Raw genomic sequence first — 22,143 nt, 5'->3', positions numbered from 1 at the left:
AGCCGGTGATCCGGGTTACACGGACGGCTGCACGGGGCCGAAGAGGAGCCGGGAGTCACCGGCGAGGTCGCCGAGGGCCGTCACGACCGAGTCGAAGCGCATCGTGGTGCGGGTCCCCGTGTCGTACGGGGGCCAGGCCGGCATGTCCGGGTGGTTCGGGTCGCCGGTGCGGACGAAGGCGATCCAGGCCCGGTGCATCGTGTGGGCGAGGCCGTCCCGGACGGCGGGTGCGAGCCCGGCCAGGAACGGGGCGTGCGCCCACTGGTCGAAATTGTCGAAGACGAAGGGGAGTTCGAGGCAGTGCGCGGCGCCGAGCCGACCCTCGTGCGCGGGGGTCGGCAGGTCGAACTGGTAGGCGCGCACGGGCCGTCCCGCCTCGGCCATGGCCTCGGCCAGCCGGACCGCCGGGATCCTGAAGAGCTCGTCGGTGATGAGGTCCATGAGCACGTCGGCCGGGCGGGATCCGGGGCGGGTCCGCTCGTAGGCCGCGTACACCCCGGGGGCCGAGGGCGCCCCGAAGGTCCGCGCGATCCGGTCCGTGACTTCCTCGCGGGTGGCGGCGGCGTACCCCTCGTCGAGGGCGAAGCCGAAGTTGGCCTCCTCGCGCGTCCACCCGACGACCACGTCGATGCCGGCGGCCTCGGCCCGGAGCAGCGATTCGGCCGGATGGTGGCGGAGGGTGATCCCGTCGATCACGGGCAGGAACGGCGTCGGCCAGTACCCCCACCGCATCGTGTGCGCGAACAGTCCCGCGCCCGCGGCGATCAGGTCCTGCCAGGGGAGGGCGCGCAGTCCGTGGACGTCCTTGGCCCCGCACATCTCCAGGTACGCGGCGGTGCGTTCGAGGTAGGCCTCCGGTTCGGGGAACTCCAGCCCGAGGGGCGGGCTCTGCAGGACGACCCGTCGGATCAGACCGCTCGCCCGCGGGTGTCCCACGAGGGCGGCGGTGGAGACGGCGCCGCCGGACTGGCCGGCGACGGTGATCATGTCCGGGTCGCCGCCGAAGGAGGCGATGTTCTCCTTCACCCAGCGCAGGGCGGCGAGTTGGTCGGTGAGCCAGTGGTTGCCGCCCTCCTCGGGCGCGTCTCCGTACGGGCCGAGGTACAGGTAACCCAGCGGCCCGATGCGGTAGTTGACGCTCACCACGACGAGGTCGCCGTCGCGCGCGAAGGTCGCGCCGGAGTAGCAGGGCAGCGAGCCGGAACCGGAGACGAAGCCGCCGCCGTGGATCCAGACGAGCACGGGCCGGCGGGCGGCGTCGGCGGCCGGCGTCCAGATGTCGAGGGTCAGGCAGTCCTCGTCGAAGGGGGGCGACCCGTGCCCGCCGAGCACGGGGTCGCCCTCCTCGCGGTACATCTGCGGGGAGCTCGGTCCGTCCGCGGTGGCGTCCCGGACCCCGCTCCAGCCGGGATGCGGCCGTGCGGCCCGCCAACGCAGGTCCCCCACGGGCGGTTCGGCGTAGGGCACCGCCCGGAAGACCGCGAGACCGTCCTCGACCACCCCTCGGAGCGAGCCTGCGGGCGGGTCCACCAGCACGTGTTCCGGGACCGGGGATTGAGACATGAGCAGATCCTTCCTGGCTTCGCCGCCGGACTCGGGCCGGCCGACACCCCGAGACTATTGCGATAATTTGGCGACCGTCAATGGTTCGCCATATCCTTGGTCAGAGCCAGAGGGTGCCGGAGGCCATGCGCCGCGCCTCCTCCTCCAGCATCGGCGCGAACGCCCGCCACAGCACGAGGCAGACGCCCAGGCCGAGCAGGAGGCCGGCGATGGTGTCGGTGATCCACTGGGCGTGCAGCCAGGTCCGGCTGGCCATCATGGCGAGGACGTACGCGCCGCCGACGGGCCACCACCAGCGCCGGGCGCGCGGCGGGAAGGCCAGCACGGCGACCACGAACACGAGCGCGACCGCGCTGAACACCTGGCCGGAGGGGTACGAACCGTCGTTGACGAGGACCGCCGGGTACGGAGGGCGCGGGCGGTCGGCGAGCGCCTTCAGGGGCAGGACCGCCAGGAGGTTGGCCCCGACGGCCGCGGTGAAGGCGAACAGTCCCGAGCGCCAGCGGCCGTATACGCAGAGGCAGCCGATGAGCCCGAGCGGCAGGACCAGTCCGATCGGACCGCCGAGCCGGTCGAGGACGAGGACGATCCCGTCGGCGGGGCCGTGCACCGAGGCGGCCCAGCGGTCGTCGATCCCCTGGAAGAAGGGACGCCCTCCCAGGCTCAGCAGCACGGCGACCAGGAGCGAGACGAGCAGCAGCCCCAGCCCGAGGCCGAGCGCGTACCGGGGCGGGGCCGCCGGAAGGTGATGGCGGGCGGGCGGCGCGGCGTGCGGCGCACGGGAGGGAGCGGAGGGGGAAACGGGTGGCATGAGCGGACCTTTCACGATCGCCGCCCCGAGCGGCGGGGCGGGGCGTACGAGGGGCGAGCAGTGCGGTGCGGTGCGGACGCGCGGCGGCGGGCGGGGATACGGGGGTGAGCGGGGCGGACCCACGGCGGCGGGGCCACGGGCCACGCGGCCCCGAGCCCGCGGACGGGGCCACGGCGAACCGGGCGACGGGAACGGACGACAGGGGATGGGGACGGGGACGGAGATCGGGGTGCAACGACGGGGACGGAGCGGCACCGGCCCACGACGCGCGGCCGGCACCGACGCGGACGCCGGTACGAATGCCGACGCCGACGCCGATGCGGCACCGGGACCGAGACCGGCACTCAGGCCAAGGCCGGGACGGGGGCCACCGCCAAGGCCACGGCCGGAGCCGAAGCCGGTGGCGCGGATCGAGCTCGGGCCGGGGCGCCGGTGCCGAGCCGGAGCGCTTTGCCGCATCGCGGCGTTCCGCGGTTCGGGCCGGACGCCCGTCCGTGGAGCGAGGGCGAGGCCCCGGCACGGGGTCTCGCCGGGCCGCCCCCGGGGGCGTTCGGGGATCCGGAGTGTCGGTGCGTCGGCGGGACGCCCGCGTACGGGGCGTACTCGGGGTGCTCCGCCGAACGCCGGGCGCACCTCCCGGCGGTGGCCGGGGAGAGGGTGCGGTGTCGGGCGGCGTGTGCCGGGCGGGATCCGGATGGGATCGCCCGGGGAGCCACCGGCCGGCAGCGGCGGCCGGCGACGGGTCGTCGCGGTGCGGCACGGAGTATTGCCGATGCGTGACGGCCACCACAAGGGCAAGAGGGTTTTCCGACACGACGACGCAGTTCAGTGGCCTCGAAACGGTGGTTACACGTCACATCACGGCGACTCCCCCGTCGGTCACGATCTGCACAACGACCCTCCGCAGGCACTAGTGCAGCCCGGAAATGGGTGCTACACAGTCTCCAGCGCACTTGGTGACACGTGTAACAACACCAAGTGAACTCGTGGCTCGCAGCAGCCGTGTCGCGCAGCCCGCACCACCGTGTCCCGTCCGCCACATCTCCCGGCGACCCCGCTTCCCGGGGTCCGCCCGCGGGACAACACGCTCCCCCTCGCACGCCACCTCCCCGTTCCGTCCCCCCGAGGAGTCGTCATGGCCACGCACGAAAACGAAGTCGCCGATCCGGCCGTACCGGCCACCGCCGCCACCCCCGCGGAGCCGCCCCGCCAGCGCGGGCTCCTGACCCTGCTGCTGGTGGCCAACTCCTCGCTGCTCGCGGTCTACATGGGCGTGGGATCCGTCCTGCTGCCCACCCAGGTCGCCGCGATCGATCCCGACAACAAGGTCGCCGTCCTCGGCCTCATCGGCGGCATCAGCGCGATCTTCGCGACCGCCTTCAACCCGATCGCCGGCGCCCTCTCCGACCGCACGGGCCGCCGCAACCCGTGGATCGTGGGCGGAGCCCTCGGAGCCCTCGCCTGCCTGGCCTTCCTCGGGAACGTGACCACGGCGCTGCTCGTCGGCATCGCCTGGTGTCTGGTCCAGGCGACCATGAACGTCTACCAGGCCGCCGTCACCGCGATCGTGCCCGACCGCGTCCCGGTCGCCCGCCGCGGCACCGCGTCCGCCCTGGTGGGTCTGGGCCTGCCCATCGGCGGCACGGTCGGCGTGCTGATCGCCTCGCAGACGGCCTCCCATCTGCGCGCCGGCTACCTCGTCTTCGGCGCGATCGTCGCCGTGTCCGCGTTGCTGTTGACGACCCTGTGCCGGGACGTCCCGCGCACCGAGCCCGCCCCCGAGACGACCGCCAAGCCCAAGGGGGCCCAACTGGCCGCCTTCCTTTCGGCCTTGGCGAACCACGACTTCCGGTGGGCCTTCATCGGCCGCGCCCTGATGGTCCTCGGCTACTTCTCCGTCGTCGGCTACCAGCTGTACATCCTCGACGACCACATCGAGCTGCCCGCCGGGCTGACCCCGCCTGCCGCGATGGCCGTGCTCACCCCGGTGTCGATGGTCGCGATGGCGGTCTCCACCCTGCTCGGCGGGATGCTGTCCGACCGCTGGGACCGGCGCAAGGTGTTCGTCGGCGTCTCCGCCGCACTCGCCGGGCTCGTCATGGTGGTCCCTGTCGTCAGCCCGACCTGGACGGGGATGCTCGTGTTCAGCGCGCTCAACGGGCTCGCCTTCGGCTGCTTCATGGCCGTCGACACCGCGCTCGTCACCCTGGTCCTCCCCAGCGCCGAGGACGCCGCCCGTGACATGGGCGTGCTCAACATCGCGAACGCCGGACCGCAGATCATCGCCCCCTTCGTCGCCTCCGCGATCGTCACCACCCTGGGCGGCTACACCCCGCTCTTCCTGGTCGGCGGAGCCCTCTCCCTGATCGGCGCGCTCGCCATCCTCCCGATCCGCAGCGTGCGCTGAACCCTCCTGCTCCGGCGGGCGCGCGCCGAGGGTCGCGCGTCCGCCGGTCTCCAACCGGTTCACCCTCGTCCGCTGCAACTCCCTTCCGAGGAGCGCTCCGTGAGACTCAAGCGTGTTCTGCCCCTGGCCGCCCTGATGCTGTGCACGTCGACCGTGGCCGGTACGGCACCCGCGCTCGCCGATCCGCAGGCCTCGCCGGCCCCGGCCGGTGGCCCGCTGCGGATCCTGCTCACCAATGACGACGGGTACAACGCGCCCGGCATCCGCAAGGCCTTCGAGCGGCTGACCGCCGCCGGGCACGACGTCACGATCGTCGCCCCGCTCACCAACCAGAGCGGCACCGGCACGAAGATGGCGGGTTCCCCCTCCGTCACGGTGAAGCACCCCGAGCCCAAGGTGTGGGCCGTGGACGGCACTCCGGGCGACTCGGTGGCCTTCGGTCTCGCCCAGGTCTTCGCCGGCCGGGCCCCCGACCTGGTGGTCTCCGGCACCAACTTCGGCCCGAACGTGGCGGGTCTGGCCAACCACTCCGGTACGGTCGGCGGCGCCGTCGCCGCCCTGGAGCACGGCGTGCCGGCCATCGCGCTGAGCACCGGGGGCACTTCCGCGCCCGATCCCGTCACCACCGTCAACGCGATGGGCCCGACGCTCGACTTCGCCGTCAAGCTCATCGACCGGCTGCGCTCGCGGGCCCGCTCCGGGGCGCTGCTGCCCCAGGGCGTCGGCCTGAACGTCAACCACCCGGTCGTGGGCTCCGACGGCAAGGGCACCGCGGCCGGTGTGGCCTCCACCTTCCAGGACCCGCAGACCGTGCTGGAGCCGGAGTACACCGACGCCGGTGACGGCACCTGGAAGATGACCGTGAAGGTGGCGCTGCGTCCGGCGGCCAGGGGCGGTGACGTCGAGGCCGTGAACGCGGGCCGGATCGCGGTCAGCCCCATCAACGCGGACTGGAACACCGGCCCGGCCGACACGGCCGTGACCGCCGCGCTGATCGCCGGTCTGCGCCCGTGAAGCACCCGCTGAGACCCCTGCTCTGCACGGTCCTCGCCCTGGTGGCGTCCCTGCTCGTCCCCGCCGTACCGGCGGGGGCGCTGCCCGGCGGGTCCCCGCGCCCGGTGGTCACCGTGGCGCAGGGTGCCCTGCGGGGGCAGCCGGCGGACGGGGCCGAGGAGTTCCTCGGTGTCCCGTACGCCGCTCCCCCGGTCGGGGCCGCCCGGCTGCGGGCCCCGCAGCCGGCGCCCCGGTGGCAGGGGGTGCGGGAGGCCGTGCGCCAGGCCCCGGCGTGCGTGCAGTTCTCGCCGTTCGGGCTGCGCGATCCGCAGGCCGTGAGCGAGGACTGCCTGTACCTGGACGTGTACCGGCCCCGGGGTGCCCGTCCCGGTGCGCGCCTCCCGGTGGTGTTCTGGATGCACGGGGGTGCGTACAGCCAGGGCACGGGAACGCAGTTCGGCGGCCGCACCATGGCCGATCTCACGCAGAGCGTGGTCGTGAGCATCAACTACCGGCTGGGGCAGCTCGGTTATCTGGGCCTGCCCGAACTGGCCGCGGAGAACGGGCTCCGGTCCGGCTCCTTCGGGCTGATGGACCAGCTCGCGGCCCTGCGGTGGACGCGTGAGAACATCGCCGCCTTCGGCGGAAATCCGGGCAGCGTGACCGTCTCGGGTCAGTCCGCGGGCAGTGGTTCGGTCTGCGCGCTGCTGGCCGCGCCGTCGGCCTCCGGTCTGTTCCACCGGGCCGTGCTGCAGAGCGGGCCGTGCACCTTGCTGCGCACGCCCGACGGCGCGCGGGCCGAGGCCGATGCGCGGGCCTTCGTCGAGAAGGCCGGGTGCGCGGACCGGGCCGCGGTCGCCGCGTGCCTGCGTACCGTCCCGGCGGCGGCCCTGGTGGGGGCGGCAGGAGCACTGCCCACCTCGGGGCCGGCTTCGGGTGACGGGCTGCTGCCGGTCGATCCGGCGGCGGCGATCGGGAGCGGGACGTGGAACAAGGTTCCGGTCCTGATCGGGAGCACCCGTTCGGAAGCCCGGTTCTTCGTCGCGCTGACGCAGCCCCGGCTGACGGAGCAGGAGTACACGGCTCAGGTCCTGGCGACGCACGGGGCGGCGGGTCCCGAGGTGCTGGCCCGCTATCCGGTGTCGGCGTACGGCTCGCCGTACCTGGCGCTGTCGGCGGTGATGACCGATTCGTCCTTCGCCTGCCACACCGCGTGGACGGCCCGGACGTTCGCCTCGCAAGTGCCGACGTACGTCTACGAGTTCGACGATCCGGACTCGCCGACGCTCGCCGGGGCGCAGGTGCCGGGGCTGGACGAGTCGAACGCCCACAGTGCGGAGCTGGCCTATCTGTACGACTTCACGATGGGCGAGCGGCCTCTGACTCCGGTCCAGGTCGAGCTCGGGACGCGGATGAAGCGCTACTGGGGTGCCTTCGCGCGCTTCGGCTCGCCCGTCGTGCCGGGTCAGACCGCGTGGCCGGCGGCCGGCCCGGACGCCGCGGTGCTCGTGCTGGACCCGGCGGCGACGCGGACGACCCGCTCGTTCGAGGCGGACCACCAGTGCGCGTTCTGGCGGTCGCGCGTCTAGGCCGTCTCTGGCGTCGGCGCCTGCCGAGGGCGAGGGCGACGGCGACGGCGACGGCGGATCACGATCACGCCGGGCACCGCGAGCAGCACGAGGGCGGCGGAGACCGTCAGGAGCCAGACCGGGACTCCGCCGCCCACCGTGAGCAGTTCGTCGTGGTAGACGGTCCGGCGGTAGGCGGTGTCCTTGGCGGTGGCGCGCAGTTCGTGGTCGGCGTCGATGCGGCCCGGTTCCGGGAACTCCTGGTCGATCGCGGTGAGGAACACCGGCTTGCCTCCGGTGAGTTCCGCGAGCCGGCCGCCGGCGGGGGTGACCGTGCCCGCGAAGGTCACCTCCGGCGCGGAGCCGCCGATCCGGGAGACCGGTTCCATGCGGTGTTCGGCCAGGACGTACAGGCCCAGGGACTGGGGGGTCTTGGCCATCCGGGAGAGCCGCATCGGGTAGACCAGCCGGTCGCTGTCGAAGCCGATCCGCAGCGGGTCCAGTTGGCCGCTCAGTTTCTTGCCGGGTTCGCGCGGGGCGAGGCGGACCGCCACGTACTCCCACTTCTGGTCGACGTAGGGCTTGACCTCGGTGGCGAGCCGGTCGGGAAGGGTGAAGCCGTTGGACTCCAGCCAGTTCTTCAGGGCGTCGGGGTCGGTGGCGGTCAGGCGGGCGACGTCGAAGTCGCCGAGTTGTTCGCGGCCGACGACGCCGACTCCCGGTGCGCGCGCGGTCGGCGGGGCGGCGCCGACGGCGTCGCCCTGGCTCGACGAGAACGGCCAGTCTTTGTTCCGCGGCCAGAAGTAGTGCCGGGTCCTGTGCTGGGGTCGGGTCTGTTCAGCCAGTTCGTCGAAGAGCCTGCCGTCGCCGAGTTGCACCGTGGCCCGTGCCGGGACCGGCATGATCCAGGCGGCCCGGTCAGCGTCGCCCCGTACGACGAACCGCATGACGATCTGTTCGGTGCGGCCGTCCCAGCGCACGGCGGAGGTCTCCCGGTCGACGCCGATCCGGGACTGGCCGTACGGGACCATGGCTCCGCATCCGCAGGCGTAGGCCGGGCTGATGAGGGAGCCCAGCTGGGTCGCGAGCAGGGCGAGCAGCAGGGCGGCGATCCTTCGTTTCATCCACACGGGGTCTTGGACGGACGCCCGTGCGATCCGGTTCCCACCCCCCTCGCAGACCCGCCCGACCTGGGCTCATACTGTGCTGCATGACGGAGAGCGAGAGACCGCAGCGTGCCCTGCGGCGCCAGTCCGATCCGGCGCGCAGCCCGCTGGTTCCGGACTCGGTGGAGGCGGAGATCCGGCGTCACGACTGGGATGCGATGGAGTGCGGCTGCGGTCGTTCCGCGGGTCATCTGGTGGGCGCCGTACGGGATGCCGCCGAGGGGCATCCCTCCGCGTTCCGCGCGCTGGAGGGCCACGTCTTCTTCGGGGAGGACCTGAAGCCGCCCGCGCCGGCGGCGTGCGGCGTCCTGATGGCCGTGTGGTCCGCGGGTCCGCCGCGGCAGGCCACCCGCGAGGCCCTGCTGTGGACCCTGTTGGCTCTGCTGTGCACGGTGGACGACGGCGGCACCCATGAGGCGGGACTGCACGGCCAGTGCGCCGCCTTCATCCGCACCGGCACGGAGGGCTTCCGCCGCGAACTGGCCACGGCCCCGGGTTCGGGGGCCGCCGCGTACGCGGAGGGCATCCTGGAGATCCTCGGCGTACGGGCCTGAAGCCGTCGCCGAAGGCCCTGGGCTTCGGCGACGGCCATGGGTTGGCGGGTCAAGGGCAGCTGATGCGGGTGTCCCCCGAGTCCGTGGTGCAGGTGTCGAAGTTGGGTCCGCCGTTGGCCGTGTCGTTGCCGGACACGCCATCGACGGTGTTGAGCCGGTCGGAGCCGTAGGACCCGGTCAGTGTGTCGTTTCCGGCGCCGCCGTACAGGGTGTCGTTGCCGTTGCCGCCGTCGACGTTGTCGTTGCCGACGTCGCCGTAGAGCACGTCGGAGCCGTTGCCGCCGCGGATGGTGTCGTTGCCGCCGAGGCCGCAGATCACGTCGTTGCCGTTCGTGCCGACGATCGTCTCACCCGCGCTGGTGCCGATGATCGTGCAGCCGCGGCTGTTGTTCACGGCGGTCGTCGCCGTGGCGGTGTTGTTGGCGGGGACCGGGTCCTGCTCCATGGCGGCGACCGTGGCCCTGTTCGTGACGGTGCCGGTCGACCGGGGTTCCACGGTGACGGTGACCGTCGCGCTCGCGCCCGGGAGCAGCGAACTCAGCGTGCAGTTGGCGCTGGTGAAGGTGGTGGTGCAGCTGCCGCTGGAGGTCGTGGCCGAGACGAGTGTCGCGCCCGCTCCGGAGACGGTGTCGGACAGCGTGATGCCGGTGGCCGACGCGGTGGATCCGGAGGCGTTGGCGACCCGGACGGTGTAGGTGGCCCGATTGCCGAGGCTGAGCTGGGTCGTCCCCGACTGGCTGACCGAGAGGTCCGCCCGCGCGGGTGGCGGGGGCGGCGGTTCGGTGCCTCCGTCGTAGCGGGCCAGCGTGAAGTCGCCGTCCGGCCCGCCCCCTCCGGCGGCGACGATCTTCGCGTCGGACTGCAGGACCAGGCCGTGCGCCCAGTCGGCGCCGCCGAAGTCGGTGGTCACCATGCCGTCGCCACCGAAGCTGTTGTCCGGGCTGCCGTCCGCGTTGTGCCGCAGAACGGCGAAGTCTCCGCCGGGCCCGTTGCCTCCGGCGAGGACGATCTTGCCGCCGGAGGCCAGAACCATGTCGTCGACCGGGACGGGCAGGGTGACCCTGCCGTCGCCGTCGAAACCGGTGTCCAGGCTGCCGCCCGGCAGGTAGCGGGCCATCGAGTCACCGCCGGCGGCGACGATCTTGCCGTCGGGCTGCACGGCCAGTGCCTCTACTTGCTCGTAGTCACCGAAATCGGTCCGCACGATGCCGTCGCCGTCGAACGTGGTGTCCAGGCTGCCGTCGGCGTTGTAGCGGATCAGGGCGAAGTCGAAGCGGGTCGTCCCGACATCGCCGCCTGCGACGATCTTGCCGTCGGGCTGGAGCGTCACGGTGCGACCCGTGCCCCCTTCCTCCGCGGACTCCGGAGCCGGATCGGTGGTCACCTCGCCGTCGCCGCCGCCGAAGGTGGTGTCCCGGCTGCCGTCGGGGTTGAACTGGGCCAGGGCGAACCTGCCGCCGGTCGTGCCCATGGCGAGGATCCTGCCGTCGGGCCGCAGCACCACTTCGTAGGCCTCGTTCGGGCCACCGCCGAAGTCGGTGGTCACGATGCCGTCGCCGCCGAAGGTGGTGTCGAGGGTGCCGTTCTCGTTGTAGCGGACCAGCGTGAACCAGCAGCAGTTCTCGTACTCCTTCCAACTGCTGCCGACCACGACGACCTTGCGGTCCGGCTGGACCGCCACTCCGTAGGCGTCGTCCTGCATGCCGGTGCCGGAGATGTCGGTGGTCACCCGGCCGTCGCCGCCGAAGGTGGTGTCCAGGCTGCCGTCGGGGTTGTACCGGGCCACCGCGAAGTCGCCGAGCGTCGTCTCGTCGGAGGTCGAGCCGGCGACGACGAGCCGGCCGTCGGGTGCCTGCGCCATCTCGTCGCCGCTGTCGAAACCGCTGCCGAAGTCGGTCAGCACCCTGCCGTCGCCGCTGAAGGTCGGGTCCAGGTCACCGGGGGCGGCCGTCGCGGTGCCGGGCAGGGACAGTACGAGCGCCAGACAGGCGACCGCGACGGCCCCTGCCCGGACGGCCCGTGACCGCCTGCGTCGGGCCACGAACCGGCGGTACGCCGTTCGTAGCGGAGATGTGAACATGGGCATGCGGACCTCTCAGCCTGTCAGCCTGTCTGCTTCCCGCCCTCCATCCCACGTGGAGCGGGCGTGCGACAGTGTGGCGCCGTGTTCACGGGGCGCTCTCCACGACCGGGCTGTACTGCGCCCACTGGGCGCCGGGGTCCACACCCCCGGGGGATATGCCACTGATCACCTGATGATCCGTCGTGGCACGGGCGCACGCGCATCGGGACCGACCGGTCTGCGCCCCTGCCGAGGGCCGACTACGAGGGCGCACCCGCCAGGCATTCGCGCAGCAGGGCCGGGGTGACCTCCTCCAGGGAGTCCACGAAGGTCCGTCGCGGGGAGCGCGGGACCGCGAGCAGGGAGGGGACGATCAGGAGCCCGCAGCCCGCGGCCTCGGCGGAGGCCGCGCCGTCCGGGGAGTCCTCCACCGCCACGCACGCCTCCGGTACGAGGCCCAGCCGCTCGGCGGCCGTCCGGTAGGGGTCGGGGTGCGGCTTGGTGCGGGAGGTGTCGTCGGCGGACATCGTGAAGGCGAAGGGGACGTGGGCCAGGGAGCCCCCGACCACCGAGTCCACGACCACCCGCGGTGAGGCGCTGACCAGGGCGAAGGGCACGCCCTCCGCCTCCAGTACGGACAGCAGTCGCTGCGCGCCGGGCCGCATCGGTGCCCCGGCCTCCACCTTGCGGAAGAAGTTCTCGGTGAGGGCGAGGGCCACCTCGTCCTGGTCTCCCCCTCGCGCGACCCGGACGAGGTGTGCGGCGGTGTCCTCGACCGCGCGGCCGACGACCTCCGGCGCGTCCGCGTCGGTGAGCCGGTGGCCGAGGGAGTCCGCCACCTCCTCGGTGGTCCGCCACCACAGCACCTCGGTGTCGACGAGGGTGCCGTCCATGTCGAACAGGACCGCGGCGGGGGCGTTCACGCGGACCTCCCCACGACGAGCACGGGGCGCTCGGCGAGCGCGACGGCCGCCCGCGCGCCGGGGACCAGGGCTTCCGCGTCCCGCGAGGCGAGGTCGGCCTTGACGGCCACGCCGCCGGGCAGTTCCAAGTGGAGGCGGGTGACGGCGCCGAAGAAGGAGGCGGAGACGACGGTGGCGGTGCCTTCGGCGTCGGCGCTCGCCGTCACGTTCTCGGGGCGTACGAGGACCTCGACGTCCGGCGTGGACGGGACAGGGCCGTCGACGGGCAGGCGCGAACCGGCGACCTCGACGAGGCCGGAGTCGGTGAGGCGTCCGGGCAGGCGGTTCATGGTGCCGACGAACTCGGCGACGAACGGGGTCGCGGGGCGTTCGTACAGTTCGGCCGGGGCGGCGCACTGTTCGAGCTTGCCGGCGTTGAGGACGGCGACCCGGTCGGCCATGGACAGGGCCTCCTCCTGGTCGTGCGTCACGAAGATCGTCGTGATGCCGAGGGAGAGCTGGAGGCGGCGGATCTCCTCGCGCAGGTTCGTCCGTACCTTGGCGTCCAGCGCGGACAGCGGCTCGTCCAGCAGGAGCACGCGCGGGCGCAGGGCCAGGGCGCGGGCGAGGGCAACGCGCTGCTGCTGGCCGCCGGACATCTGGTGCGGGTAGCGGTCGCCGTGGTCGGGCAGGCCCACCAGGTCGAGGAGTTCGGCGGCGCGTTCGCGGCGCTGTGCGGCTCCGACCTTGCGGACGCGCAGGCCGAAGGCGACGTTGTCGCGGGCGTTGAGGTTCGGGAAGAGGCTGTACGACTGGAAGACCATGCCGGCGTCGCGGCGGTTGGCCGGGACGCGGGTGATGTCCTGTCCGTCGACGAGGACTTCGCCGGAGTCGGGCTGTTCGAAGCCGGCGACGACGCGCAGCGCGGTGGTCTTCCCGCAGCCGGACGGGCCGAGCAGGGCGATGAGTTCGCCGGGTTCGACGGTCAGGTCGAGTCCGTCGAGGGCGACCGTGGAGCCGAAGGCCCGGCGCAGGCCGCGGAACTCGACGCGCGCTCCACCGGTGGGCTCGGCGGGGTCCAGGGGCTTCCTGGCCGCGGGGAGGGTGGTGGACATGGGAGGTCAGGGCTCCTTGCGGGAGGTGGTGGCCGCTGCGGTGGTGGGGTTGGTCCCGGCCCGTGAGAGGGCGAGCAGCAGCAGCCAGGTGATCAGGAGGCTGAGGATGGAGACGGCCACCGACATCCGGGCCTGGGCTCCGGAGATGGAGACGATCCACACCGCGAAGGGCCTGAAGCCCAGCAGGGAGGCGATGGTGAACTCGCCGAGCACCAGGGCCAGGGTGAGGAAGGCGGCGCCGGCCAGGGAGGCCCGCAGGTTCGGCAGGAGCACGCGCAGCACGACGTGCGGCCAGCTCGCACCACAGCTGCGGGCTGCTTCGACGAGGGTGGGGACGTCGACGGCGCGCAGGCCGGCGTCGAGCGAGCGGTAGACGAACGGGAGCGCCAGCACCGTGTAGGCGAGGACCAGGACGACGGGGAAGTTCTCGTTCTGGACGGCGATGAACGTCTGGTAGAGCGGGGTCCGCGACAGGTGTTCCGGTCCCCAGCGCAGCACGGTGGTGATGCCGGTGACCAGCGCGATCGGCGGGACCACCAGCGGGAGCATGCACATCACCTCGACGACGGGCCGCAGCCTCGGGGAGCCGATGCGTACGGCGACCAGCGCCGGCACCGCGAGCAGCAGCGACAGCGCGATGGTGGTGGCGGCGAGGCCGAGGGAGAGGAGCAGGCTCTGGGTGAAGCCTTCGGCTGCCAGCAGTTCGGTGTACGCCTCGAAGGTTACGCCCTGGCCGGGCACGTGCACGGTGAAGACGAAGGAGGCGACGAGCGGGAGGAGGAAGTAGGTCCCCGCCAGGAGGAGGACGGCTCCGCGCCAGATCCTCGGGCGGGGCCGGGACCGGGCGGTCTTCGCCGGGGCTTCGGCCTGCTCGGGGGTGCGGGTGGCGGTGGGGGTCATCGCAGCCATCGGGCGCTCCGTCGCTGGAGGGGCAGGTAGACCGCCATGACCAGGCCGGCGATCAGGATCATGTCGAGGCCGAGGGCGAGGGCCACGTTCTCCTGGCCGGTGAGCACGTTCCCGGACAGCGCGTCCGCGATCTTGAGCGTGACCAGCGGTACGGAACCGCCGACGAGCGCGGCGGCCGTGGCGTGCGCGGCGAAGGCGGTACCGAAGAGCAGGACGAATCCGCCGAGCAGGGAGGGTGCGAGCACGGGCAGGCCCACGTGGCGCCAGAACTGCCATCCGGTGGCGCCGCTGTTCTGGGCGGCCTCGCGCCACTGGGGGCGCAGTCCCTCCAGTGCCGGGGCGATGACCAGCACCATGAGGGGGATGAGGAAGTACAGGTAGACCACGGTGAGGCCGGTGAAGGAGTACAGGTTCCAGCCGAGGTCGGTGAGGTTGCCGAGCTGGGTGAGGACTCCGGAGATGCCCGCGGTGGCGATGAACGCGAACGCGAGGGGCACGCCGCCGAAGTTGGCCAGCACGCCCGAGGCGGTGAGCGCGGCGCTGCGCAGGGCGGTGGAGCGGGAGGTGACCACGGCCTGCGCGATGACGACGCCGAGCACTCCGCCGATCAGTGCGGTGAGGGCGGAGAGCTGGACGCTGCCGATGAGCGAGCCGAGGTAGGGGCCCTGGAGCGAGCGGGCGAGGCGTTCGCCGGTCAGCTGGGTGGCGCCGCCGTCGGGGTCGGTGCGGGTGACCGCGCCGAAGGCCATGGCGCCGAGCGGGATGCCGAAGCAGAGCCCGGTGAAGACGAGGAGGGGGAGGGTCGCGAGCCAGGTGCGCGGACCGCGCCGCCGGCGGCGGCTGGTGCTGCCGCCGGCGGTCCCCACGGGACGAGGGGTGGTGGTGGACATCAGGAGAGGGCCTTGTCCCACTTCTCGGCGAGGGTGGCCTTGGCCTTGTCGAGCTCGGTCGAGGCCGGGAAGGACGGGGTGCCCTGGACCTGCGGGAGCTTGGTGACGGCGTCCTTGTCGACGGTGCCGTCCTGCGTCATGACGGGGAGCAGGACCGGGCGGGCGTGCCCCTTCAGCCACAGGTTCTGGCCCTCGGCGCTGTAGAGGAACTCCATCCACAGGCGGGCGGCGGCCGGGTTCGGGGCCTCCTTGTTGATGGCCTGCGAGTAGAACTGGGCGTAGACGCCGTCGGTGGGGACGGCGACCTTCCAGTCGACGCCCTTGCCCTTGAACTGCTCGGCGTAGCCGGCGTTCAGGTAGTCCCAGTCGATGGAGATGGGCGTCTCGCCCTTCTCTACGGTGGCCGGGGTGGACTCGACCGGGATGAAGTTCCCGCTCTTGCGCAGCTGACCGAAGAAGTCGATGCCCGGCTGGATGTCGGCGAAGGAGCCCTTGTTGGCGAGGGCCGCCGCGTAGACGCCGCCGAAGGCCGAACCGGACTTGGTGGGGTTGCCGTTGAGCGCGACCTTGCCCTTGTACTCGGGCCCCAGCAGCTCGGCGAAGGTCTGCGGGCAGGTGGTGATCTTCGCGGCGTCGCAGCCGATGGAGACGTAGCCGCCGTAGTCGTTGTACCAGCGGCCGTCGGCGTCCTTCTGACCGGCCGGGATCTTGTCCCAGGCGGCGACCTTGTACGGGGCGAAGAGGTTCTCGCCGGCGCCGCTGCGGGCGAAGGCGATGCCGAGGTCGAGGACGTCCGGGGCGCGGTCCTGGCCCTTGCGGGACTTGACGGCGGCGATCTCGTCGGAGCTGGAGGCGTCCGGGTTCTCGCTGTTGACCTTGATCTTGTACTTGGCCTCGAAGGCCTTGATGATCTCGCCGTAGTTCGCCCAGTCCGGCGGCAGGGCGATGACGTTGAGCTTGCCCTCCTTCTGCGCGGCGGCGACGAGGGCTTCCAGCGAGCCGAAATCGGCGACCGAGGTGGCGGTGGCCGGCTTCGCGCCGTTCTTGGCACCGTCGGCACCGGTGGCCTTGTTGTCGGGGGCGGCGCCACACGCGCTGAGCGTGGTGAGGACGGCGGCGCTGAGCAGTACGGCCGCACCGCGACGGGCGGAGGAACTGAGCACGGTCTCTCCCGGAGACTTAGTGGGGTTCACTTGTCTGAACAAGTTGGCTCCAGTTCGCCCGGCCTCACTGTACGGACGGTGAACGGAGTCTGGACCGGGAGGCACGACTCGACGAAGACACGACAATGACCGAAAGAAGTCGTGACAAGGCATGTTGGAATGATCATGAGCGTGGGCACCGCAGGGGTGATCCGTACGCACCGGTCGGGGGGCGAGGGGCATGGGCACGGTCAGATATCTGGAGATCGCCGACGCGCTGCGCCGGGCGATCCTCTCCGGTGAGCACCCGGTGGGCTCGCAGTTGCCCTCCGAGAGCGACCTCGCCGCGCGGTGGTCCGCATCGCGGGGAACCGTGCGCCAGGCGGTGGCCACGCTGGCCTCGGAGGGGTTGATCGGTTCCCGGCAGGGCGCGCGGAGGATCGTTCTGCGCCACGAGCGGCGGCACAGCTTCGGCGAGCTGAACAGCTTCGCCCAGTGGGCTGAGGGGCTCGGGCACGAGGCCGCCAGCCGGTTCCTCTCCCGTACCCGCAGGCCCGCCACCGCCGAGGAGGCCGAACGCCTCGCGCTGGAGCCGGGCGCGGAGGTCCTCGCGGTGCTGCGGCTGCGCCTGCTCGACGGGGAGCCCACCATGGTCGAGCGGACCGCCTATCCCGGCTGGATCGCGGCCGCCGTCGAGGCGATGCCCGAGGACTGCCGCTCCATCATGGACCTGCTCGCGCAGGACTCCGGGGTCGTCGCCCACTACGGCGAGCACCTCATCGACGCCCTCCCGGCCGGCAGTGAGGACGCACGGCTGCTGGAGGTCCGCCGCGGCACCCCACTGCTGCGCCAGCGGCACGCCTCCTCGACGGCGGCCGGCCGCCCGATCGAGTGGTCCGACGACCGCTATCGGGCCGGCAGCGTCGTTTTCAGTGTGAGCAACTCGGCAGTAGCCACCCCGCTGGAGCGGCGCACCGGCGACGGTTAGGGCCTGTCTTTCGGATCAGGCCGGATCAGGGCCCCGCGAGCCCCGCATGACCCGAAAGGCAGACCCTAGACCGAGGCCGCTTCCGCGATGGCGGCCGGCAGCCAGTCCGCGACCCGGCCGAAGTCGAAACCCAGTGAGGCGGCCCGGGCGTTGTCCATGGCGTAGGCCCGGTCGAAGGAGAAGGGCGAGGCTTCGGCGCCCGGTCCGACGACCCGGTAGTGCGGGCGCCGTCCGACCCGCTCGGCGACCAGTTCGCTCAGCCCCCTCACGTCCAGCGCGCCGTGGGAGGCCGCGTTGACCGGCCCGGTGAAGCTCTGGCCGGCCGCCCAGTACAGCAGGTCCGCGATCTCCAGGTGGTGGATGAACGAGGTTGCGTACGGGGCTTCGTGGACGTCGACCGGGATGCCCGCGGCGATCCGCTCCGCGTAGTGCGCGAGGCGCCCGGTGAAGTCCGCGGCGCCACCGCCCAGGACGTGGGCCGTGCGCACGGACACGTACGGGAAGACGGGATCGCGCAGGAAGACCTCCTCGGCCAGCCGCTTGCCGTCGGCGTACTCGAAGGCGGGACCGTGCCCCCACGCCTGACCCGCCTGCAGCAGGTCGAGGGAGTCCTCGGTGAGGGGGACCGGGCCGCCGCCGGCCGTGGGGCCGGGGGCCCGGGCGGGGAGGGTGGCCGGGTCGTAGACCTCCATCGTGGAGGTCATCACGTAGCGTCCGGTCCGCCCGGCGAAGACGCGCCGGGCGACGGCGGCCTGCTGCGGCGTGTAGCAGACCTGGTCGATGACGGTGTCGAAGGTGCGGCCGCCCAGCGCCGCCCGCAGTGCTTCCTCGTCGTCACGGTCGGCGACGAGCCGGTCTACGCCAGCGGGCGGGGCGCTGGAGCCCCGGTTGAGGAGCGTGACCTCATGTCCCGCGTCGCGGGCCTTGGTGACCAGGGACTTTCCGAAGTACCGGCTCCCGCCGATGACAAGAATCGTGTTCATGCGCTCGACTCTGCCGCTGTATCGTCCCCAGCGGAACTGCTGATCCACTGAACCGGTATGAAGGAAAACTGATGATCGATGTTCAGCGGCTGCGCGTCCTGCGGGCGGTGGCCGAGCACGGCAGCTTCAACAAGGCCGCCGGGGCACTGCTGTTGACCCCGTCGGCCGTGTCCCAGCACATCGCCGCCCTGGAACGCGGCCTGGGCCACCCGGTGGCGGTGCGCAGCACGCGCGGTGTCACCCTCACCGAGCCCGGCCGGCTGCTGGTGGAGGCCGCCGAGACGATCTCCGCCGAACTGGACCAGGTCCGCCACGAGATCGACCGGCTGACCGCTCCCCGGCCGCGGTTGACCGTCGCGACCTTCACCAGCGGGGGCCGTCACCTGCTGCCCGGGGCCCTCTCCCGGTTCGTGGCCGCGCATCCGGAGGTGGAGCTGACGGTACGCGAGTGCGAGCCGGAGGACGCGGTGCCGATGGTGCGCTCCGGGGCGGCCGACCTCGCGTTGAGCTACCACTTCGACGGCCCGACGCCGGTCGGGGCGGGCGGCCGTCCGGGGCTCGACTGGATGCCTCTGATGGAGGATCCGCTGTGGCTGGTGCTGCCCCGGGGGCACCGGCTCGCGGACCGGTCCTCGCTGAGCCCGGCCGAGCTCGCCGGGGAGCGCTGGGTGCTCGGCTGCCTCAAGACGGAGGCGTTCCTGCGCCGTTACGCCGAACAGGCCGGCTTCGACCTCCTGGTCGGAGCGTCGACCACCGACTACTTCTTCGCGCAGACACTGGTCGCGGCGGGCGTGGGGGTCTCCCTCGTCCCGGAGGTCTCGCTGGCTCCGGACCCTGCCGGGGAGTTGAGCGTGGTACGGGTCGAACCTCCACGTCCGGCCCGACACTTCGGGGTACTGCTCCCCCGTCGGCGACGCCCGCATACGCACGCGAGGGCCCTCGCCGAAGCCCTGTCGGCGGCTGCCTCGGGCCGAGAGGCCCGCCCGTGAACCACCTCCTGTGCGGTCTGGCCGCCAATCCGGCCCTCCCGGCCCCGCTGACCGACCGCCTCCTGGACCTGGCCCTGGAGGCGGTGGCCCGGGCCGATGCCCCCACCGACCGGGAACCGTCCCGTGACCTCCTCGACGAGCTGATCGAGGAGCTCGCCGACCGGTCCGACCTCAGCCGGGACCGGGTACGGGCGTTGGCCGCGCACCACGAGCACACCGCCGTGCAGCTCGCCTACTCCGGAACCCTGACGGCCGCCGACGTCGACCCGGCGGTCAGGCCGCTCGCCGCCCTCGCCCTCCTCGACGAGCGGCGGGGCCTGCCGGAGTGGGCCCGGCTCCTGTCCGCCTCCCCCGACGTCCACATCCGATGGAAGCTCGCCTCCTGTCCCGGGCTGCCGCAGGACGTCACGGAAGCCCTGGCCGCCGACCCCGATCCGGAAGTGGTCACGGAGCTCGCGCTGTGGACGACCGACCCGGCCGTCGCCGCCCGTCTGGCGCGGCACCCCCATGCCGAGGTCCGCAGCGCGGCGGCTTGCAACGAGGCCGTGCCGCCCGCCGCGCTGGCCGCCCTGATCACGGGTGACGGGCTCCCTCCGGCGACCTCCTGCCTGGTCTGCGACATCAAGGACGTCCCCTTCGTCCACGACCCGTACTGCCCCGACGTGGACTGCGGGCTGCGGGCGGGCGCCGCGTGCGACGGTTCGCACGCCTCCACCGTCCACGAGATCCGGGAGCGTGCCCTGCGCAACCCGTCGACACCGGCGGAGGCCGCGGTCTCGCTCGCCGACACGCCCTGGACGCTGCTGAGATGGGCGCTGGCCGAACGCTCCGACCTGCCGCAGCAGGTGTACTCGCTCCTCGCACGCGACCCCGTCCCCGGCGTCCGGGAGGCGGTTGCCGGGAATCCCGCGATCGGCGAGGAACTCGTCCGGGCGCTCGCCGCCGAGGCCGCGCACGAGGAGAGGCGCGCCCTGGCCCACCATCCACGGCTACCGCTGGACGTGCTGGTCGCCCTGGCCCGCACGACCAAGACCGGTCCGGTCCTGCTGCCGCGCATCGCCGCCGCGACGGCGGAGGAGATCGCGGGTCTGGCGGGGTCCGCGCACGCGTCCGTACGCATGCTCGTCGGGGAGCGGCGTGACCTGCCGGACGGGGTGCGCGACGCGCTCGCCGACGATCCCGACGCGGCCGTGGTGAAGGCCGTGGCCCCCCATCCTGGCCTGTCGGAGGGGCAGTTGCGCGGCATGGTCGCGCGCCACGGCGTACCGGTCCACGCGAGGGTCGCCGCCAATCCGGATGCGCCGGGGTCGCTGCTGACGGAGCTGGCGCGGCACGAGCCGCCCGCGCGGCGCGCGCTGCGCGAGATCGCCAAGCACCGGAACGGGACCGCCGAGGCGCTCGTGCCGTGCCTGGCCGACCGGCGGGCGCGGCGTGACGCGGCCGCCCATCCCGCGCTCGCGGAGCCGGTCCTCATCGGTTTGCTCGACGACGCCGACGAAGAGCTCGCGCAGGCGGCGGCCGAGAATCCCTCGCTGCCGCCGTCCGTGATGGAGGACCTGGTCCGCCGCTACACGGAACCGGGGGTGACCAGGCCCGTCTCGTAGGCGACCACCACCGCCTGGGCCCGGTCGCGCAGCGACAACTTGGCGAAGATCCGGGCCACATGGGTCTTCACGGTGGCTTCGCTGAGGGTGAGGTCCCGTGCCAGTTCGGCGTTGGAGCGGCCGTGGCCCATCAGGGTCAGCACCTCGCGCTCGCGCGGGGTCAGCGAGTCGAGCCCCGGATGCGCGGTGGCCTCGGGGCCGGGGCCGCAGCGCTCGACCAGGCGGCGGGTGATCGACGGGGCGAGCAGCGCGTCGCCGGTGCCGACCAGGCGGACGGCGGCGGCGAGGTGTTCGGGCGTGACGTCCTTGAGCAGGAAGCCGCTGGCCCCGGCGGCGAGGGCGGCGTAGACGTAGCTGTCGAGGTCGAAGGTGGTCAGCATGATCACCCGGCATTCGGGCGCCTCGGCGAGGATCCGTCGGGCGGCTTCGAGACCGTCCATGTTCGGCATCCGGATGTCGAGCAGTACGACGTCGGGCCGGGTCCGCCGCACCAGCCCGACGGCCTCCACCCCGTCGGCGGCGACCCCGACCACGTCGATCCCCCGGGCCGTCAGGATCAGCCGGAAGCCTGTGCGGACGAGCTCCTGGTCATCGGCGATCACCACCCGGGGACCGGGCACGGGCGCGGTCACGGTCGCTCCAGGGGGAGGCGCGCCCGCACGCGGTAGCCGCCGCCGAGCCGGCGGCGGGCGTCGAGGTCGCCGCCGTAGACGGCGACGCGCTCGCGCAGCCCGAGCAGCCCGCGCCCGGTCCCGTCGGCCTTGGCCGCCGGGGCGGCCGCCGCCGTGTCCGGCGACAGGGTGCTCGGGCCGTTCGTGAGCACCTCCACCCGCAGCGCGTGTTCCGCGTACCGCACCGTCACTTCCGCCTTGCCCCCGTTCCCGTGTTTGAACGCGTTGGTCAGCGCCTCCTGGATGATCCGGTACGCCGTGACGTCGATCCCGGCCGGCAACGGCCGGGGCTCCCCGGACACCCGTACCTCCACCGGCAGACCGGCGAAGGCGAACTTGTCGATCAGCGGGCTGAGTCTGGCCAGGGTCGGCTGCGGCTCCGTGGCCGCCCGGGCGGCGCCCGCGGCGTACGGTTCGTCCTTGCCGTCCTGCGCCGGCGCCAACAGTCCCAGCAGGTGGCGCAGTTCCGTCATCGTGGTGCGCCCCGCCGCCTCCACGGCGCCCATCGCCGCCGCGGCCTCCTCCGGCAGGGTGTGCAGCACTTCCCGGGCGGCGCCCGCCTGGACCACCATGAGGCTCACGTTGTGGCTGACGATGTCGTGGAGTTCCGCCGCGATCCTGGCCCGTTCCGCGTCCACGGCGGCGCGGGCCGCGCTCTCCCGTTCCCGTTCCAGCAGCCAGCCGCGTTCCCCCATGGCGGCGGCGTGCCCGCGCCGGGCCCGCACCAAGGCCAGTCCCAGCCCGGCCGCCACGATCGCGGCGAGGCACGCGACGGCGACCGCGCCGATCGTTCCCACCTCGGATCCCCCGTCCGTCCCCGTCCGTC

At 72.9% G+C, this 22,143-nt stretch carries 19 protein-coding genes; 7 read left to right on the top strand and 12 right to left on the bottom strand.

The features are described from left to right. Positions 1-15 precede the first annotated feature (15 nt). Positions 16-1,563, bottom strand: coding sequence for a carboxylesterase/lipase family protein (locus tag ACFYYJ_RS16075; RefSeq protein ID WP_389132703.1), 1,548 nt, complete (start codon positions 1,561-1,563; stop codon positions 16-18). Between the two features lie 100 nt (positions 1,564-1,663). Further along, complete coding sequence (locus ACFYYJ_RS16070) at positions 1,664-2,374, bottom strand: phosphatase PAP2 family protein (protein ID WP_389132701.1); 711 nt, start codon at positions 2,372-2,374, stop codon at positions 1,664-1,666. A gap of 1,135 nt (positions 2,375-3,509) precedes the next feature. Here ACFYYJ_RS16070 and ACFYYJ_RS16065 point away from each other — a divergent pair. The 3 genes from ACFYYJ_RS16065 (at position 3,510) to ACFYYJ_RS16055 (ending at position 7,363) form a co-directional block, all read left to right on the top strand. Further along, positions 3,510-4,781: an MFS transporter gene (locus tag ACFYYJ_RS16065; RefSeq protein ID WP_389132698.1), complete on the top strand. Its 1,272-nt coding sequence runs from the start codon at positions 3,510-3,512 to the stop codon at positions 4,779-4,781. A gap of 99 nt (positions 4,782-4,880) precedes the next feature. Then, positions 4,881-5,795 carry a 5'/3'-nucleotidase SurE gene (gene surE / locus ACFYYJ_RS16060; RefSeq protein ID WP_389132695.1) on the top strand — a complete coding sequence of 305 codons (915 nt, stop codon included), beginning with the start codon at positions 4,881-4,883 and terminating at the stop codon, positions 5,793-5,795. After that, a complete protein-coding gene (locus tag ACFYYJ_RS16055) occupies positions 5,792-7,363 on the top strand; it encodes a carboxylesterase/lipase family protein (protein WP_389132692.1) in 1,572 nt (523 codons plus the stop codon). The genes surE and ACFYYJ_RS16055 overlap by 4 nt, the downstream gene beginning before the upstream one ends. Here ACFYYJ_RS16055 and ACFYYJ_RS16050 read toward each other — a convergent pair. Beyond that, positions 7,360-8,466, bottom strand: a complete 1,107-nt coding sequence (locus ACFYYJ_RS16050; RefSeq protein WP_389132690.1) for a DUF2330 domain-containing protein — start codon at positions 8,464-8,466, stop codon at positions 7,360-7,362. The genes ACFYYJ_RS16055 and ACFYYJ_RS16050 overlap by 4 nt on opposite strands. Positions 8,467-8,552: 86 nt before the next feature. Between ACFYYJ_RS16050 and ACFYYJ_RS16045 the strand changes: the two genes are divergently transcribed. Continuing rightward, positions 8,553-9,062, top strand: coding sequence for a hypothetical protein (locus ACFYYJ_RS16045; RefSeq protein ID WP_385125177.1), 510 nt, complete (start codon positions 8,553-8,555; stop codon positions 9,060-9,062). 49 nt (positions 9,063-9,111) lie between these two features. On the opposite strand, the gene ACFYYJ_RS16040 is transcribed toward ACFYYJ_RS16045, so the two are convergent. From ACFYYJ_RS16040 to ACFYYJ_RS16015, 6 genes are all read right to left on the bottom strand, one after another. Beyond that, positions 9,112-11,103: a calcium-binding protein gene (locus ACFYYJ_RS16040; protein ID WP_389132686.1), complete on the bottom strand. Its 1,992-nt coding sequence runs from the start codon at positions 11,101-11,103 to the stop codon at positions 9,112-9,114. 281 nt (positions 11,104-11,384) lie between these two features. Beyond that, positions 11,385-12,017, bottom strand: a complete 633-nt coding sequence (locus ACFYYJ_RS16035; RefSeq protein WP_385125195.1) for an HAD family hydrolase — start codon at positions 12,015-12,017, stop codon at positions 11,385-11,387. Positions 12,018-12,043: 26 nt separating this feature from the next. Continuing rightward, positions 12,044-13,141, bottom strand: a complete 1,098-nt coding sequence (locus tag ACFYYJ_RS16030; protein ID WP_389132683.1) for an ABC transporter ATP-binding protein — start codon at positions 13,139-13,141, stop codon at positions 12,044-12,046. Between the two features lie 6 nt (positions 13,142-13,147). Next, complete coding sequence (locus tag ACFYYJ_RS16025) at positions 13,148-14,050, bottom strand: ABC transporter permease (RefSeq protein WP_389132680.1); 903 nt, start codon at positions 14,048-14,050, stop codon at positions 13,148-13,150. After that, on the bottom strand, positions 14,038-14,940 hold the full coding sequence (locus tag ACFYYJ_RS16020; RefSeq protein ID WP_389132677.1) for an ABC transporter permease: 903 nt from the start codon (positions 14,938-14,940) through the stop codon (positions 14,038-14,040). Before ACFYYJ_RS16020 ends, ACFYYJ_RS16025 begins: the two co-directional genes overlap by 13 nt. Beyond that, positions 14,940-16,103: an ABC transporter substrate-binding protein gene (locus tag ACFYYJ_RS16015; protein WP_389132675.1), complete on the bottom strand. Its 1,164-nt coding sequence runs from the start codon at positions 16,101-16,103 to the stop codon at positions 14,940-14,942. The genes ACFYYJ_RS16020 and ACFYYJ_RS16015 overlap by 1 nt, the downstream gene beginning before the upstream one ends. A gap of 220 nt (positions 16,104-16,323) precedes the next feature. Here ACFYYJ_RS16015 and ACFYYJ_RS16010 point away from each other — a divergent pair, with 220 nt between their 5' ends. Beyond that, positions 16,324-17,070 carry a GntR family transcriptional regulator gene (locus tag ACFYYJ_RS16010; RefSeq protein WP_389132674.1) on the top strand — a complete coding sequence of 249 codons (747 nt, stop codon included), beginning with the start codon at positions 16,324-16,326 and terminating at the stop codon, positions 17,068-17,070. Positions 17,071-17,135: 65 nt separating this feature from the next. Here the strand turns inward: ACFYYJ_RS16010 and ACFYYJ_RS16005 are convergent, their stop codons facing one another. Next, positions 17,136-18,053 (bottom strand): NAD-dependent epimerase/dehydratase family protein, encoded by a 918-nt coding sequence (locus tag ACFYYJ_RS16005; protein WP_389132671.1) that lies wholly within the window; start codon positions 18,051-18,053, stop codon positions 17,136-17,138. Between the two features lie 71 nt (positions 18,054-18,124). Here ACFYYJ_RS16005 and ACFYYJ_RS16000 point away from each other — a divergent pair, with 71 nt between their 5' ends. Together ACFYYJ_RS16000 and ACFYYJ_RS15995 are read left to right on the top strand one after the other, a co-directional pair. Then, positions 18,125-19,042 (top strand): LysR family transcriptional regulator, encoded by a 918-nt coding sequence (locus ACFYYJ_RS16000; protein ID WP_389132668.1) that lies wholly within the window; start codon positions 18,125-18,127, stop codon positions 19,040-19,042. Next, a complete protein-coding gene (locus tag ACFYYJ_RS15995) occupies positions 19,039-20,646 on the top strand; it encodes a hypothetical protein (protein ID WP_389132665.1) in 1,608 nt (535 codons plus the stop codon). Before ACFYYJ_RS16000 ends, ACFYYJ_RS15995 begins: the two co-directional genes overlap by 4 nt. Here ACFYYJ_RS15995 and ACFYYJ_RS15990 read toward each other — a convergent pair. Together ACFYYJ_RS15990 and ACFYYJ_RS15985 are read right to left on the bottom strand one after the other, a co-directional pair. After that, entirely contained in the window at positions 20,610-21,278 is a 669-nt protein-coding gene (locus tag ACFYYJ_RS15990) for a response regulator (RefSeq protein WP_389132662.1), read from the bottom strand. The genes ACFYYJ_RS15995 and ACFYYJ_RS15990 overlap by 37 nt on opposite strands. After that, positions 21,275-22,114, bottom strand: a complete 840-nt coding sequence (locus ACFYYJ_RS15985; protein WP_389132659.1) for a sensor histidine kinase — start codon at positions 22,112-22,114, stop codon at positions 21,275-21,277. Before ACFYYJ_RS15985 ends, ACFYYJ_RS15990 begins: the two co-directional genes overlap by 4 nt. Positions 22,115-22,143: the final 29 nt, after the last annotated feature.

The organism is Streptomyces sp. NPDC002467 (assembly GCF_042889825.1).
In the GTDB taxonomy this organism is placed as follows: Bacteria; Actinomycetota; Actinomycetes; order Streptomycetales; family Streptomycetaceae; genus Streptomyces.
Note: the sequence above shows the minus strand (reverse complement) of the source record. Positions and strands in the feature narration are given on the sequence as shown.

Bases quoted from the DNA above. Each gene is read 5' to 3' on its own strand.
- ACFYYJ_RS16010 (WP_389132674.1), top strand. From the start codon at position 16,324: ATGGGCACGGTCAGATATCTGGAGATCGCCGACGCGCTGCGCCGGGCG.
- ACFYYJ_RS16050 (WP_389132690.1), bottom strand. From the start codon at position 8,466: ATGAAACGAAGGATCGCCGCCCTGCTGCTCGCCCTGCTCGCGACCCAG.
- ACFYYJ_RS16005 (WP_389132671.1), bottom strand. From the start codon at position 18,053: ATGAACACGATTCTTGTCATCGGCGGGAGCCGGTACTTCGGAAAGTCC.
- ACFYYJ_RS16075 (WP_389132703.1), bottom strand. From the start codon at position 1,563: ATGTCTCAATCCCCGGTCCCGGAACACGTGCTGGTGGACCCGCCCGCA.
- ACFYYJ_RS16035 (WP_385125195.1), bottom strand. From the start codon at position 12,017: ATGGACGGCACCCTCGTCGACACCGAGGTGCTGTGGTGGCGGACCACC.
- ACFYYJ_RS16000 (WP_389132668.1), top strand. From the start codon at position 18,125: ATGATCGATGTTCAGCGGCTGCGCGTCCTGCGGGCGGTGGCCGAGCAC.
- ACFYYJ_RS16070 (WP_389132701.1), bottom strand. From the start codon at position 2,374: ATGCCACCCGTTTCCCCCTCCGCTCCCTCCCGTGCGCCGCACGCCGCG.
- ACFYYJ_RS16065 (WP_389132698.1), top strand. From the start codon at position 3,510: ATGGCCACGCACGAAAACGAAGTCGCCGATCCGGCCGTACCGGCCACC.
- ACFYYJ_RS16045 (WP_385125177.1), top strand. From the start codon at position 8,553: ATGACGGAGAGCGAGAGACCGCAGCGTGCCCTGCGGCGCCAGTCCGAT.
- ACFYYJ_RS16020 (WP_389132677.1), bottom strand. From the start codon at position 14,940: ATGTCCACCACCACCCCTCGTCCCGTGGGGACCGCCGGCGGCAGCACC.
- ACFYYJ_RS16030 (WP_389132683.1), bottom strand. From the start codon at position 13,141: ATGTCCACCACCCTCCCCGCGGCCAGGAAGCCCCTGGACCCCGCCGAG.
- ACFYYJ_RS16025 (WP_389132680.1), bottom strand. From the start codon at position 14,050: ATGGCTGCGATGACCCCCACCGCCACCCGCACCCCCGAGCAGGCCGAA.